The organism is Streptomyces sp. NPDC111516 (assembly GCF_055635345.1).
This window is the reverse complement of record NZ_JBVKBV010000025.1, coordinates 101,103-112,158: the sequence shown is the minus strand read 5'-3', so window position 1 is coordinate 112,158 and position 11,056 is coordinate 101,103. Positions and strand designations below refer to the sequence as shown.

The 11,056-nt window shown below is 70.1% G+C and carries 13 protein-coding genes and 1 pseudogene; 5 read left to right on the top strand and 9 right to left on the bottom strand.

Features of this window, described 5'->3' with window-relative positions; genetic code table 11:
* Positions 1-416 precede the first annotated feature (416 nt).
* A complete protein-coding gene (locus ACZ7L9_RS32365; protein ID WP_471420855.1) occupies positions 417-812 on the top strand; it encodes an SSI family serine proteinase inhibitor in 396 nt (131 codons plus the stop codon).
* 34 nt (positions 813-846) lie between these two features.
* On the opposite strand, the gene ACZ7L9_RS32360 is transcribed toward ACZ7L9_RS32365, so the two are convergent.
* The 5 genes from ACZ7L9_RS32360 to ACZ7L9_RS32340 form a co-directional block, all read right to left on the bottom strand.
* Positions 847-1,005: a hypothetical protein gene (locus tag ACZ7L9_RS32360; protein ID WP_471420854.1), complete on the bottom strand. Its 159-nt coding sequence runs from the start codon at positions 1,003-1,005 to the stop codon at positions 847-849.
* A 66-nt stretch (positions 1,006-1,071) separates the two neighbouring features.
* Positions 1,072-2,022, bottom strand: a complete 951-nt coding sequence (locus tag ACZ7L9_RS32355) for a cytochrome c oxidase assembly protein (protein ID WP_471420852.1) — start codon at positions 2,020-2,022, stop codon at positions 1,072-1,074.
* Positions 2,023-2,133: 111 nt separating this feature from the next.
* Positions 2,134-3,162, bottom strand: a complete 1,029-nt coding sequence (locus tag ACZ7L9_RS32350; protein ID WP_471420850.1) for a 6-phosphofructokinase — start codon at positions 3,160-3,162, stop codon at positions 2,134-2,136.
* A gap of 143 nt (positions 3,163-3,305) precedes the next feature.
* Entirely contained in the window at positions 3,306-4,034 is a 729-nt protein-coding gene (locus ACZ7L9_RS32345; RefSeq protein ID WP_471420849.1) for a type 1 glutamine amidotransferase, read from the bottom strand.
* A 34-nt stretch (positions 4,035-4,068) separates the two neighbouring features.
* Positions 4,069-5,307 carry a Mur ligase family protein gene (locus ACZ7L9_RS32340; protein WP_351084807.1) on the bottom strand — a complete coding sequence of 413 codons (1,239 nt, stop codon included), beginning with the start codon at positions 5,305-5,307 and terminating at the stop codon, positions 4,069-4,071.
* Between the two features lie 114 nt (positions 5,308-5,421).
* Here ACZ7L9_RS32340 and def point away from each other — a divergent pair, with 114 nt between their 5' ends.
* Complete coding sequence (gene def / locus ACZ7L9_RS32335; protein WP_471420847.1) at positions 5,422-5,967, top strand: peptide deformylase; 546 nt, start codon at positions 5,422-5,424, stop codon at positions 5,965-5,967.
* An 11-nt stretch (positions 5,968-5,978) separates the two neighbouring features.
* Here the strand turns inward: def and ACZ7L9_RS32330 are convergent, their stop codons facing one another.
* Positions 5,979-6,629, bottom strand: a complete 651-nt coding sequence (locus tag ACZ7L9_RS32330; protein WP_471420845.1) for a TetR/AcrR family transcriptional regulator — start codon at positions 6,627-6,629, stop codon at positions 5,979-5,981.
* A gap of 174 nt (positions 6,630-6,803) precedes the next feature.
* Between ACZ7L9_RS32330 and ACZ7L9_RS32325 the strand changes: the two genes are divergently transcribed.
* A complete protein-coding gene (locus ACZ7L9_RS32325) occupies positions 6,804-8,030 on the top strand; it encodes an acyl-CoA dehydrogenase family protein (protein WP_471420843.1) in 1,227 nt (408 codons plus the stop codon).
* Between the two features lie 212 nt (positions 8,031-8,242).
* Here the strand turns inward: ACZ7L9_RS32325 and ACZ7L9_RS32320 are convergent, their stop codons facing one another.
* From ACZ7L9_RS32320 to ACZ7L9_RS32310, 3 genes and pseudogenes are all read right to left on the bottom strand, one after another.
* On the bottom strand, positions 8,243-8,731 hold the full coding sequence (locus ACZ7L9_RS32320) for a glutathione peroxidase (RefSeq protein WP_471420841.1): 489 nt from the start codon (positions 8,729-8,731) through the stop codon (positions 8,243-8,245).
* A 110-nt stretch (positions 8,732-8,841) separates the two neighbouring features.
* A pseudogene (locus ACZ7L9_RS32315) lies at positions 8,842-9,170 on the bottom strand (GNAT family N-acetyltransferase).
* Between the two features lie 67 nt (positions 9,171-9,237).
* Positions 9,238-9,819: a helix-turn-helix domain-containing protein gene (locus tag ACZ7L9_RS32310; RefSeq protein ID WP_471420839.1), complete on the bottom strand. Its 582-nt coding sequence runs from the start codon at positions 9,817-9,819 to the stop codon at positions 9,238-9,240.
* Between the two features lie 157 nt (positions 9,820-9,976).
* Between ACZ7L9_RS32310 and ACZ7L9_RS32305 the strand changes: the two genes are divergently transcribed.
* The gene (locus tag ACZ7L9_RS32305; RefSeq protein ID WP_471420837.1) at positions 9,977-10,423 is read left to right on the top strand and encodes a DUF7144 family membrane protein; all 447 of its coding nucleotides are present in this window, start codon (positions 9,977-9,979) and stop codon (positions 10,421-10,423) included.
* A gap of 152 nt (positions 10,424-10,575) precedes the next feature.
* Positions 10,576-11,022: a DUF6325 family protein gene (locus tag ACZ7L9_RS32300; RefSeq protein ID WP_471420835.1), complete on the top strand. Its 447-nt coding sequence runs from the start codon at positions 10,576-10,578 to the stop codon at positions 11,020-11,022.
* Positions 11,023-11,056: the final 34 nt, after the last annotated feature.

Here is an 11,056-nt window from a genome sequence, read left to right as displayed (position 1 = left end):
CGGCCGCGACATCGACCACCGAACCCACAGGACCACCATCCAGATCGAGCACAACCCCTTGCCAAGCCCACCAGACGGCTAACCGAACGGCATTGAGGTTAGGCGCCGTTCGACGGGGGAGAAGGCAGGCGCTCGGGAAGACCCGCCGGTCGGATCCATCCGGGTGCGGTCCTTCCGTCCGCCGGTACTCCAGCCGGAGCCGCCGACTGCCCCGGAGGGTGGGACCTGCGGCGCGGCGTCTTGCCCGGTGCCGAATTCCAATATCGTCTTGCGGGGTTCCCGAACACGGGGCATCCAGGACGGGCGCAACGTTCAGGGCACGCGGGATGTCCGGCACGCGCGCCCCCGGTCCGTTGCCGAGACGCTCCCGGTCCGTCGCCGGACGCCCCGCATCCTCGAGCCCCAGGAGTTCTCCGATGCGCCTGAGCGCCGCTTCCGCCGCCGCTGCCCTGCTCACCCTCACCGCCGCGGTGCCCGCCGCGGCCGCCCGGTCCGACGGCCCGGTGCCGGACCGCGGGCTCTTCCTCGCCGTCTCCGGGAGTGAGAACACCTGGATCCGTGGCCTCGCACTGTTCTGCCCGCCCGCCCCGGACGCCCACCATCCCGAGGCGGCCGTCGCCTGCGCGGCGATCGACGAGGCGGCAGGTGATCCGGACAACCTGCCCGGCGACCCGCACCTGTGCGGCAACGAGTACGACCCGGTGACGTCCACCGTCACAGGCAAGTGGGACGGGCGCCCCGTCTCCTGGCAGAAGACGTTCCCCAACGCCTGTGTGATGGACGCGGCCACCGGACCGGTCTTCCGATTCTGAGCCCGGCCGTCCTGAGCCGGACGGCCCGCCCGGCTCAGGATTCGCGCGTCGCGGCCATCCCGACGGTGATCAGCCCGAGCACCACCCACCCGAACCAGAGCCAGCCACTGCTCCCCAGCGCCACCGTGTAGGCGGTGACCGCCACCAGGGCCGCCACGGTTATCACACCCATGGTCTTCGTGGATCCGGACATGCCCGCACCCTCCTCATCGGCCGGGTGGCCGTGGATGCCATCGTCACCCCGGAGGCATGCCCAGCGCTACTGCCCGCGCGCCTGCAATGAGGCGAGATAGGCGTTGTACGCCTGCAGCTCCTGGTCCCCGTTCCGGTCCGCCGCACGGTCCGAGCGCTTCGCCGTCCGCTGCTCGGAGCGGTACCACTGGAAGACCAGCGCGATCAGCACCAGCACCGACGGGATCTCGCTGAAGGCCCAGGCGATACCGCCCGCCCAGTTCTGATCGCTCAGCGCGTCGATGCCGAGCGAGGCCGGCGGATGCTTGTACGTCTCCACCATCGGCGTCGACGCCATCATGAGCGCGATACCGAAGAAGGCGTGGAACGGCATCCCGGCGAACAGCTCCAGCATCCGCATGACATAGCCGGGCCGGTGCGGTCCCGGGTCGACGCCCATGATCGGCCAGAAGAACACCAGGCCGACCGCGAGGAAGTGCACCATCATCGCGATGTGCCCGGTCTTCGAACCCATCAGGAAGTCGAAGAGCGGGGTGAAGTACAGCGCGTACAGGCTGGCGATGAAGATCGGGATCGTGAAGACCGGATGCGTGATGACCCTCATGTAGCGGCTGTGCAGCAGCATGAGCAGCAGCTCGCGCGGGCCGGTCCGGCCACGCCCCGCGACCGGGAGCGCGCGCAGCGCCAGCGTCACCGGAGCACCCAGCAGCAGCAGGATCGGTGACAGCATGCTGATCACCATGTGCTGCACCATGTGCACGCTGAACATGACCATGCCGTAGTCGTTCAGCTTCGTGCACATCACCAGGGCGATGGACAGCACGCCGACGACGAAGAAGACGGTCCGGCCGACCGGCCAGCCGTCCCCACGCCTGCGCAGACGCAGCACGGCGTACCCGTACAGCCCGATGGCGAGGACGCAGCCGATGAGGAAGAACGGGTCCGCGGAGAATTGGAGCCCACGTCCCAGCGTGAACGGCGGCAGATCCATGTTCATGCCGTGCCCGCTGTGATCCATCTGTTCACTCCCGCTGGGGACGTCCCCGTTTCGCGCCGGTTGTCCCGACCAGAGTAGAACTGCCCCCGGCCGCAGCTGCGACCGGGGGCAGTTCGTCGGACAGGGTGTCGCTCAGAGCACGCACTCCGCCTCGGCGTACCGCTCGACCGGGACCGTCTTCAGGGTCTCCACGGCATCGCCCAGCGGCACCATCACGATGTCCGTGCCACGCAGCGCCGTCATCATGCCGAACTCGCCGCGGTGTGCGGCCTCCACCGCGTGCCAGCCGAAACGGGTGGCGAGCACCCGGTCGTACGCGGTCGGGGTTCCGCCGCGCTGCACATGGCCGAGGATCACCGGGCGGGCCTCCTTGCCGAGGCGCTGCTCCAGCTCGACGGAGAGCCGCGTCGCCATACCGGCGAACCGCTCGTGCCCGTAGATGTCCTTGGTGCCCTGCTCGATCTCCATGGAGGAGCCCTGGCGCGGCTTGGCGCCCTCGGCGACCACGACGATCGCGAACTTCTTGCCGGCCGAGAAGCGCTCGCCGACCAGCTCGGTCAGCTCGTCGATGTCGAAGGGGCGCTCCGGCACGACAATGGCGTGCGCACCGGCCGCCATGCCCGAGTGCAGGGCGATCCAGCCGGTGTGGCGGCCCATGACCTCGACGATCAGCACCCGCTGGTGCGATTCGGCGGTGGTCTTCAGCCGGTCCAGTGCCTCCGTGGCGACGCCGACGGCGGTGTCGAAGCCGAAGGTCACATCGGTGGAGGCGATGTCGTTGTCGATCGTCTTCGGGACACCGACGATCGGCAGACCCGCCTCGGAGAGCAGATGGGCCGCCTTCAGCGTGCCCTCGCCGCCGATCGGGATGATCACGTCGAGACCGAGCTCGGCGACATGGCCCCTGGCCTGCTCGACGCCGCCCCGCAGATGGGCGGGCTGGACCCGGGAGGAGCCGAGGATCGTACCGCCGCGGGCGAGAATGCCGCCGACCGCGTCGAGGTCGAGCTTGCGGTAGTCGCCCTCGAGGAGACCCTTCCACCCGTCGTGGAAGCCGATGACCTCGTCGCCGTGGTCGGCCACCGCGCGATGAACGACGGAACGGATGACGGCGTTCAGGCCGGGGCAGTCGCCGCCGGAGGTGAGCACACCAATTCGCATTGCCCGGGAAACCTTTGCAACGTGGGCCGACGACCGGACCACGTCGTCCGGTTGGATCCTCGCCACCCTACCGGCGCAGGGTGGCGGGACCGAACCGGGCGTCCGCCTGCTGGACGCCGCTCAGCTGAGCCGGATGTGCCTCATCAGGCGGGCTGGGTCGCCGAGGCGATGCGCTCGGCGCGCAGCGCCTCGTACCAGCGGTCGTCCGTCGGCGGCAGGGCGTTGACATCGAGGGCCAGCTTCAGCAGCAGATCCGCGATCAGCGGGTTGCGCGCCATGACGGGGCCGTGCATGTACGTACCGAAGACGGTGTCGTTGTACGCGCCCTCCGTGCCGTCGCCGGTGCCGTTGCCCCGGCCGAACTGCACCCGGGCGAACGGCCGTGCCGTCGGGCCGAGATGGGTCACGCCCTGGTGGTTCTCGAAACCGGTCAGCGGCGGCAGGCCGAGGTGCGGGTCGATGTCGGCCAGTACGTCTCCGACGCACCGGGCCCCCTCGCCGCGGGTGGATACCACGTCGAGCAGCCCGAGACCGGCCTCGCGCTCACCGAGGTCGTTGATGAATTCATGGCCGAGGATCTGGTACCCGGCGCAGACCGAGAAGATGATCGCGCCGTTGGACGCGGCCCGGCTGAGCCCGCCATCGCGGCGCAGCCGCTCCGCGGCGAGCCGCTGCGGCCGGTCCTCACCGCCGCCGATCAGATAGATGTCGCCGGACGTCGGGACCGGCTGGTCACTGCGGACGTCGACGCGCTGCACGTCGAGACCGCGCTGCCGGGCCCGGCGCTCCACCACGAGCGCGTTGCCCTGGTCGCCGTAGGTGCTGAGGAGGTCGGGGTAGACCCAGACCAGACGCAGACCGTTGTTGCTCATGCTTCGTCCTCTCCGGAGGTGGCCGGGGCCGGGGTCAGTTGCCGACACGACGGCGCAGGTCCTGGAAGGCGGTGTAGTTGGCGATGACCTCGATGCGGCCGGGCGGAGCCTGCTGCACGGCCTCGTCGAGGTTCTCGCAGACCCGGAAGTCGAGACCGGCCACTTCGAGACGGACCGCGAGGTCCAGCTTGCGGTCGCCGAGCACGAAGATCGGGTGACCGGCGAGCTGGGTGTAGTCGACGTCCCACAGCCAGGAGGTGTCCGTGCCGTCCGCGCCCCGGGCGTTGACGGAGAGGATCACCGGGGTGGGCGGCGGGTCGATCAGGGAGAACGTCTCCAGCCAGCCCGCGGGGTTCTTCGCCAGCAGCAGCCGCAGCTCACGGCCGAGGAAGCCGACCACGTCGTAGCGGCCGGCGACGGCCTGCACCTGATACATGCGCTCCAGTGCGACCTGCGGCGGCACACCGAAGACGGCGGCCACGGCGGCGGAGCTGGTGGCGTTGGCCTTGTTGGCGCGGCCGGGCAGCTGGAGGTGGATCGGCCACGCCGAACCGTGCGGGTCCAGGACGTAGTCGCCGTGCAGCACCCAGCTCGGCGCGGGGCGGCGGAAACCGCACTCGCCGCAGAACCAGTCGTCGCCGGGGCGTTGCATCACACCGCCGCAGGACGGGCAGGACCAGGCATCGTCCTTCCACGCCTGACCGGCCGCGACCCACACCACATTGGGGGAGGAGGACGCCGCCCAGACGATCAGCGGATCGTCGGCGTTCGCGACGATCACAGCCTTCGAACCGGACAGCCCCTCACGCCACTTCTCCGCGAGCATCCGGGTCTCCGCGGCGCGGTCCAACTGGTCGCGGGAGAGGTTGAGGAGTGCGATCACCTTGGGCGTCGTATCGCGCGCGACCCCGGCGAGGTACTTCTCGTCGACCTCTATGACGCCGTACTTCGCGTCCGAGCCGCCCGCCAGTGCCGAGGTGATGCCCGCCGGCATGTTCGCGCCGAGAGCGTTGGACACGACCGGGCCCGCGGCCCGCAGCGCCTCGGCGATCAGCCGGGTCGTCGTCGTCTTGCCGTTCGTCGCCGACACGAGGATCACGTCCAGGTGCTGCGCCAGCCGCCCCAGCAGGTCGGGGTCGAGCTTGAGTGCCACCCGGCCGCCGATCACCGATCCGCTGCCACGCCCCGCAGCGCGCGACACCGCCGCCGCGGCCTTACCCGCCGTCACGGCCAGCTTGGCCCGCGGCGACAGCGGCTCCGTGTTGCCTGCCATCGTCCTAGATCCTCCTTGCATCGGTCCGCGCCCAGCCTATCGATGTCCGGCGCGGCGACCGCACCGCGGCACCGCCGGGGAGGCGGAGGTCACGTGGAACGTACGATTGCCGCCATGCGAAACCGCCCGATCCCCGGCAGTTCCGGACTGATTCGTGCCATGAGTCTGCTCGGCGATCCGGTGCTGCACGGCGCCTGTGAACCCGTCACGGACTTCGGCCCCTCGCTCGCCCGCCTCGTCGAGGACATGTACGCCACCATGTACGCGGCCCACGGCGTCGGGCTCGCGGCCAATCAGGTCGGCGTTCCGCTGCGGGTGTTCGTCTACGACTGTCCGGACGACGACGATGTCCGGCACCTCGGACATCTCGTCAACCCGAAGCTGGTCGAGGCGGACGGCATCACCGTACGCGGCCCCGAGGGCTGCCTCTCGCTCCCTGGCATCGAGGCCGGCACCCCGCGCTTCGACCGGGCCGTCGTCGAGGGCGTGACCGTCGGGGGCGAGCCGGTACGGGTCACCGGGACCGGCTTCTTCGCCCGTTGCCTGCAGCACGAGTGCGACCACCTCGAGGGCACGGTCTACACGGACCGGCTGACCGGGCTGCGCCGGTCGAGGGCGCTGCGCGCGGCCCGCCGGGCGCCCTGGGCGCGGGGCGGCTGACCGCCCGCCTCTCAGAATCCCGGGCCGCCGGGCCGGTCGCCCACGTCGGCCAGCCTGCCCCACAGCAGATCTGCCAGGCTGCGCACCAACTGCTCGCGGGAGCAAGGGCGTTCACCGAGCCACCAGTCGCCCGCGGCATGCATCATGCCGACGATGCCGTGGCCCCAGATGCGGGCCATGGCATCGCTGTCCGGGCCCAGGTCCACCCGTTCGGCGATGACCAGAGCGAGTTCCTCGCCGAGCCTGCGCAGCAGTGGCGCGGAGTGCCGTCCGACGTCGAAACCCTGCTCCGTCGAAGGCGCGGAGTCGTCGGACGGGTGCATCAGGAAGCGGTAGACCTGCGGGCGGGCCTCGATCGCCGCGAGATAGGTGTCGAGCGTCGACTCCACGCGCCGACGGCGCTCGGCCGGTGCGTCGAGCGCCGCCCGCAGAGCGATCAGCAGGGCATCGGTGTGGCGCTTGGCGAGGGCGCGGTAGAGGCCGCCCTTGTCGCCGAAGTGCCGGTAGAGGATGGGCTTGGTGATTCCGGCCTCCGCGGCGATGGCGTTCATCGAGGCGCCCGGCCCGTCCCTGAGCACCACGCGGTCGGCGGCTTCGAGCAGCTCGCGGCGGCGGCTCTCGGCCGCTGTCCGCTGCCGCTCGGCCTGTCGTGTGGTCTCCATGTCGCGTCTCCCCGCCCTGGCCATGCACATTGCGTCCTGCCTGCGCAACGTAACACCCTGGCCCGCGGCGTGTGGATCGGCACCCGGGCGGTTGACAGAGGCTACTTGTCGGTAACAGACTGCGGTTACCGCAAGTAACGAGTGGTCTTTTCAGGGCAGTACGTGGAGGGGAACATGGCGGAGTTCACGCTCGAACTCAACGATGACCAGAAGCAGGTCCGTGACTGGCTTCACGGCTTCGCCGCGGACGTGATCCGTCCGGCGGCTTCCGAATGGGATGAGCGTGAGGAAACGCCCTGGCCCGTCATTCAGGAGGCGGCCAAGGTCGGCATCTACTCCCTCGACTTCTACGCCCAGCAGTTCTTCGACCCGACGGGCCTCGGCATCCCGATGGCGATGGAGGAGCTCTTCTGGGGGGACGCGGGCATAGCCCTCTCGATCGTCGGTACGGGCCTGGCGGCCGTGGGCGTCCTCGCCAACGGCACCGAGGAGCAGATCGGCACCTGGATCCCCCAGATGTACGGCGACGCCGACGACGTCAAGGTCGCGGCCTTCTGTTCCTCCGAGCCGGACGCGGGTTCCGACGTCGCCTCGATGCGCACCCGCGCGGTGTACGACCAGGCCAAGGACGAGTGGGTGCTGAACGGCACCAAGACCTGGGCGACCAACGGAGGCATCGCGGGCGTCCATGTCGTCGTCGCCGTGGTCGACCCGGAGCTCGGCTCCAAGGGGCACGCCTCGTTCATCGTGCCGCCGGGCACCCCTGGTCTTTCTCAGGGCCAGAAGTTCAAGAAGCACGGCATCCGCGCCTCGCACACCGCCGAGGTCGTCCTGGAGGACGTCCGCGTCCCCGGCCACTGCCTGCTCGGCGGCAAGGAGAAGCTCGATCAGCGCCTGGCCCGGGCCCGCGAGCGCGCCGCGTCCGGTGGCGAGCGGGTGAAGAACGCGGCGATGGCGACCTTCGAGGCCTCCCGCCCCGCGGTCGGCGCCATGGCGGTCGGCACCGCCCGTGCCGCGTACGAGGTCGCGCTGGAGTACGCGAAGACCCGCACCCAGTTCGGCCGGCCGATCATCGACAACCAGGGCATCGCCTTCCAACTCGCCGACATGCGTACGCAGATCGACGCGGCCCGGCTGCTGGTCTGGCGCGCCTCCTGGATGGCGGCCACCGGCAAGCCCTTCACCTCGGCCGAGGGCTCCATGTCCAAGCTGTACGCGAGCGAGACGGCCAAGAAGGTCACCGCACAGGCCGTCCAGATCCTCGGCGGCAACGGCTTCACCCGCGAGTACCCGGTGGAGCGGATGCACCGGGACGCGGCGATCTACACGATCTTCGAGGGCACGAGCGAGATCCAGCGCCTGGTGATCGCCCGCACCCTCTCGGGCATGCCGATCCGCTGAGGCCGACCGGCAAATGGGGGGGGGGCGGCGTCGCGGGGCTGGGCACGCCCCATTTGCCGGTCGGCCCAAGGCCTTTCGTTCGGGTCGGTCCGGGGCACGCGAGCCCGGCATGATCCGAACGAGAGGCCCTGGCGCGAGGCGGGGGTGGTGGCGTGCACGGTTCACGCTCGTGCGGCCCAGCTTCGGCTGTCCGGTATCGAGGACGGAGCCGGTCAGGCGGGCAACTGGGACTCGATGGCGGCGATGAGCTCCGGGGCCTCCGGCTCCGTGCGCGGGCGGAGGCGTGCGACCGGCTCGCCCGCCGGCGAGATGAGGAACTTCTCGAAGTTCCACTGGACGTCACCGGCCTCGCCGTCCTCGTCCGCGAGAGCGGTCAGCTCGGCGTAGAGCGGGTGGCGGCCTTCGCCGTTCACATCGGTCTTCTCCAGCAGCGGGAAGCTGACACCGTACGTCGTCGAGCAGAAGGTCTGGATCTCCTCCGCGTTCCCCGGCTCCTGGCCGGCGAACTGGTTGCACGGCACACCGAGCACGGTGAAGCCGCGGTCCGCGTAGGCGTTCTGGAGCCGTTCCAGGCCCGCGTACTGCGGGGTGAGCCCGCACTTCGACGCGACGTTCACCAACAGGACCGCCCGGCCGCGGTAGTCGGCCAGGGACGCGGGCTCGCCGGTGAGCGTGCGCAGGGGGATGTCGTACAGCGTCATGAGGCTCTCCTTGTGAGGGTGGCTTCCACCGCCATTGTCGTGCCCACTGGTCGATCATCACGAACCGAACGCCCGAACGCCGGGATCGACGGCTGCGTCGACGGCGTGCCCTACGAGGACTCGGACGGGCTCGCCGCCCGATCCGACGTCCTCCGCGCGGCGCCGACCGCCTTGTAGTAGCACGTCGTCGGTTTCAGGGTCCCGGCCGGGTCGGCGGCGGCCGGCAGCGACCGGCCGAGCCCGTGGCCGCGGGCCGACGGACGGACCATCAGCTTGGCGATCTCCGCGCGGTGACGGGCGTTCGGGAGCAGAGCCCGGACCAGGCCGATGGTCCCGGCCACCCGTTCCGCGTCCCGGGCGATCCAGACCCGAGGAGCGCGGCAAGCTCGTCTGCGTAGGTGACCAGTTCGGGTCCGGAGACCGCAACGATCTCGGTCATGAGGCAGGTCCTCTCATGGCTGCCACGGCTGCCACGGCTGCCACGGTTTTCGCGGCCTTTACGGCTTTCACGGCAGGACGATCACCAGTGCGTAGCGGAGCTGCTCCGGCCCCGGACAGTGGAAGCGCGAGGGGCCGCGCAGCAGGAAGCGCAGACAGTCGCCGCTGCGCACGGTGTGCACGGTGCCCTCGACGGTGATCTCGACCGTCCCCTCCAGCACCCAGACATGCTGCTCCACGCCGGACACCGGCGCACTCTCGTACGCGATGGCGGCCCCCGCGTCGAGGGTGCCCTCGATGACCTCCGCGCGCAGGCCGGTGTGGGGCGGCGACACCGAGCGGCGTACGAAGCCCGACGCCTCGTCCCGCCACACCGATTGCCGCGCGGCGGGAACCAGTTGCGGTGCTTCCGCCTCGACCTCCATCAGCAGCCGCGACATCGTCCGCCCGTAGACCGCGCACAACGTGCCGAGCAGGGCGGCGGTCGGGCTCAGTTCGCCCCGCTCCAGCCGGGACAGTGTGGAGCGGCTCACTCCGCTGCGCCGGGACAGTTCGTCCAGCGACCAGCCGCGTCCGGTACGCAGTTCGCCCAGCCGTGCGGCGAGCCGGGCATCGACGGAGCCTGGCTCCGCCCGTTCGAAGTCTCTCACGCCGGAGATGATATCCCTGATGTGAGAAAATCTCGGGAGCCGCGGCCGGGACGTGGTTCTTCTGCTGACCGGGAGTTGTCGTGCCACGCTGGTTCGGGGAAGCCCCGGCGAGCCCACTCGGGTCCGCCGGGTTGCTCTGCTACCCGAGGAGGCCGACATGGCCAGTGCCAGTGCCAGCAGCGGGCCGAGCGTGGCGCGTGACACCACCCTGGCTTCGCGTCATCCCTTCCGGTACGGGTGGACCACCTTCGCCGCAGTTCTGATGATCTTCGGCGGTGCGATGGCGATCTTCGAGGGGATCGCGGCCATCACCAGGAACAACCTGTTCGTCGCAACCGGCAACTACTTGTTCCGGTTCAGCCTCACGGGCTGGGGCTCGATCCACCTCATTCTGGGCATCGTCATCGTCCTCGCCGGCTCTGCGCTGCTGCTCAACGGAGCCACTTGGGCGCGCGTCGTGGGCATCCTGCTCGCGGGCCTGGGCGCACTCGCCAACTTCCTGTGGCTGCCCTTCTATCCGTTCTGGTCCACCGTGCTCATCGCCACCAACGTCGTCATCCTCTGGGCGCTCTGCGCGGGTCCGCAGCAGGAGGAGCAGGCCTGAAGCTCGCCGATGGGGGCAGGCAGCGGCACGCTCCGCCACCGGGTCCTCCCGGGTCCGTGGCCGAGATGCGTTCCCGTCCCACCGCTGCTGCAATGGCGGAGGACGTGGCCTCCGGCGGAACCGGGGCAGTCGAGATGTCTGAAGGAGCTGACGTGAGCGGCGAGAGCGACGAGACAGGACCGATCGACTACCTGGTGGTCGAGTTTCCGGCGGGAAGCCGGATGACGGGAGAAGGACTACCCCTGCTGGTCGACCTGGTGGACCGGGGCATCATCCGTATCCTGGATCTGACCTTCGTCAGGAAGAACCGGGACGGCACCATCGACGGCGTGGAACTCTCCGAGCTGACCGGGGACGGCGGTGCCGACCTCGCCGTGTTCGAGGGAGTGTCCTCGGGCCTGATCGGCCAGGACGACATCGACGAGGCGAGCGCGATCCTCGAACCCGGCAGCGCTGCCGCAGTCCTCATCTACGAGAACGTGTGGGCGGCACCATTCGCGGCAGCCCTGCGCCGCTCCGGCGGACGCCTCGTCGCCAACGGGCGGATCCCGATCCACGAGGTCCTGGCCTCGCTCGACGTGGCCGAGTCCAGGGTCTGAAGACGCGGCCGGGGCCACGGTCCGAATCCGTTCG

Bases quoted from the DNA above. Each gene is read 5' to 3' on its own strand.
- ACZ7L9_RS32365 (WP_471420855.1), top strand. From the start codon at position 417: ATGCGCCTGAGCGCCGCTTCCGCCGCCGCTGCCCTGCTCACCCTCACC.
- ACZ7L9_RS32350 (WP_471420850.1), bottom strand. From the start codon at position 3,162: ATGCGAATTGGTGTGCTCACCTCCGGCGGCGACTGCCCCGGCCTGAAC.
- ACZ7L9_RS32320 (WP_471420841.1), bottom strand. From the start codon at position 8,731: ATGACGCTGTACGACATCCCCCTGCGCACGCTCACCGGCGAGCCCGCG.
- ACZ7L9_RS32355 (WP_471420852.1), bottom strand. From the start codon at position 2,022: ATGGATCACAGCGGGCACGGCATGAACATGGATCTGCCGCCGTTCACG.
- ACZ7L9_RS32325 (WP_471420843.1), top strand. From the start codon at position 6,804: ATGGCGGAGTTCACGCTCGAACTCAACGATGACCAGAAGCAGGTCCGT.
- ACZ7L9_RS32360 (WP_471420854.1), bottom strand. From the start codon at position 1,005: ATGTCCGGATCCACGAAGACCATGGGTGTGATAACCGTGGCGGCCCTG.
- ACZ7L9_RS32345 (WP_471420849.1), bottom strand. From the start codon at position 4,034: ATGAGCAACAACGGTCTGCGTCTGGTCTGGGTCTACCCCGACCTCCTC.
- ACZ7L9_RS32340 (WP_351084807.1), bottom strand. From the start codon at position 5,307: ATGGCAGGCAACACGGAGCCGCTGTCGCCGCGGGCCAAGCTGGCCGTG.
- ACZ7L9_RS32305 (WP_471420837.1), top strand. From the start codon at position 9,977: ATGGCCAGTGCCAGTGCCAGCAGCGGGCCGAGCGTGGCGCGTGACACC.
- ACZ7L9_RS32330 (WP_471420845.1), bottom strand. From the start codon at position 6,629: ATGGAGACCACACGACAGGCCGAGCGGCAGCGGACAGCGGCCGAGAGC.
- def (WP_471420847.1), top strand. From the start codon at position 5,422: ATGCGAAACCGCCCGATCCCCGGCAGTTCCGGACTGATTCGTGCCATG.